This is a genomic window from Exiguobacterium sp. SH5S13 (assembly GCF_004337085.1).
In the GTDB taxonomy this organism is placed as follows: domain Bacteria; phylum Bacillota; class Bacilli; order Exiguobacteriales; family Exiguobacteriaceae; genus Exiguobacterium; species Exiguobacterium aurantiacum_A.
Genome location: NZ_SJUS01000060.1, coordinates 1 through 1,441, shown reverse-complemented (window position 1 = coordinate 1,441; position 1,441 = coordinate 1). Strand labels below are relative to the sequence as shown.

The window sequence follows — 1,441 nt, the reverse complement described above, 5'->3', positions numbered from 1 at the left end:
TTGAACTGAACCAAAAAAGTTAGACACTAAATAATTTGTCAGGCGACTTCGAGAACCTGGGTCCGGTATTCCACCGGGCTCAGGTTTTTTAGTCGTTTCTTGATGCGACGATGATTGTAGTACTCGATGTAGCGCTCGAGCTCCTGTTTGAAATGAGCCATGTCCTCAAACTTCCTGAGATAGAGTAGCTCGGACTTGAGCACGGCGAAGAAGCTCTCGATGGCCGCGTTGTCGAGACAGTTGCCCTTTCGGGACATACTTTGGGTGATGCCGTGTTCGCGAAGCTTCGCCGTGAACGCTCGAAATTGGTATTGCCAGCCTTGGTCAGAATGGAGGATCGGCCTTCTATCGCTATCGAGTCTCGCGATGGCTTGGTCCAACATCTCGCCGATGAATGGATACTTAGGCTTATCTGACATCGTATAGGCGATGATTTCACGGTTTGCCAGGTCCATCATCGGTGAGAGATAGAGTTTCTCCCCGAAAAGGTGGAACTCGGTGACATCGGTCACCCACTTCTGGTTTAGGCCTGTGGCCTGGAAATCCCGTTCGAGGAGGTTCGCTGCGATCGTTCCGACCTCTCCTTTGTAGGAACGATATTTCTTCATGCGGACGAGGCACTTGAGACCGAGCTCGTCCATAAGACGCAACACTGTTTTCGGGTCGTGCCTGAAACCTTGGCGCTCGAGTAGCGCATGGATTCGCCGATAGCCACAACGTCCTTCGTGTTCGTGGAAGAGGGTCCGGATCGCTTCCTTCACGTCCGCATACTTGTCATCGGCCGTCAGGCGCGTCCGCCAATAATAGTAGACGCTTCGAGCCATATCGAGCACCTGAAGGAGCCCCGGTACAGGATAGGTGGCCCGTAGCTCGTCAATCACTTGGGCCTTGATCCCGTTCGTCGCGCTTCCTCTTCTTGAACCAAGGCTTTCAATTTTTTTAACGCTGCGTTCTCCATCTCGAGGAACTCGACCCGTTCCTTGAGCTTCTCGACCTCCGTCATCTCTTTGGGGTCCTGCTTCTTCCGTCTCGGCATCGGGGCACGTCCTTTCGGCTTGGCGGCCAGGCCCTCGGGCCCCTCCCGTTCGTATGTGGATCGCCAGTTGGAGATCATCCCGGGAGAGGACAGCCTGTACTTCAAGGCCGCGTCGATCAAGGACAGCCCGTTGTCCGCCATATCGTTTATTACCCTTAGTTTAAACGCCGGCGAGTGGGCTGTATAGGACGGATCGAAGATCGTCTCGCCCCAGCGCTCATAGAGGAGTGCCCATTGACTGACTTTCTTACGGTCCACCCCGAACTCTTTTCCTAACGTTGTGCATCCGTCTTTGCCCGTCAAGTAGCGTTCGGCCACATGAATTTTGAAAGCCTTCGTAAATTTGACCATAAAAACACCCCATAAAAGTTGGATTTTTATGTCCAACTTTTATGGGGCAGTTCA

Annotated in this window: 2 protein-coding genes; both read right to left on the bottom strand. The window is 52.9% G+C overall.

Annotation, left to right across the window (positions count from 1 at the left end; translation table 11 throughout):
- Positions 1–38 precede the first annotated feature (38 nt).
- On the bottom strand, positions 39–881 hold the full coding sequence (locus tag EVJ30_RS15495; protein ID WP_370259235.1) for an IS3 family transposase: 843 nt from the start codon (positions 879–881) through the stop codon (positions 39–41).
- A complete protein-coding gene (locus EVJ30_RS15490) occupies positions 878–1,387 on the bottom strand; it encodes a helix-turn-helix domain-containing protein (protein WP_483297337.1) in 510 nt (169 codons plus the stop codon). The genes EVJ30_RS15495 and EVJ30_RS15490 overlap by 4 nt, the downstream gene beginning before the upstream one ends.
- Positions 1,388–1,441: the final 54 nt, after the last annotated feature.

Coding starts and splice junctions, on each gene's coding strand:
- EVJ30_RS15490 (WP_483297337.1), bottom strand. CDS start 1,387: ATGGTCAAATTTACGAAGGCTTTCAAAATTCATGTGGCCGAACGCTAC.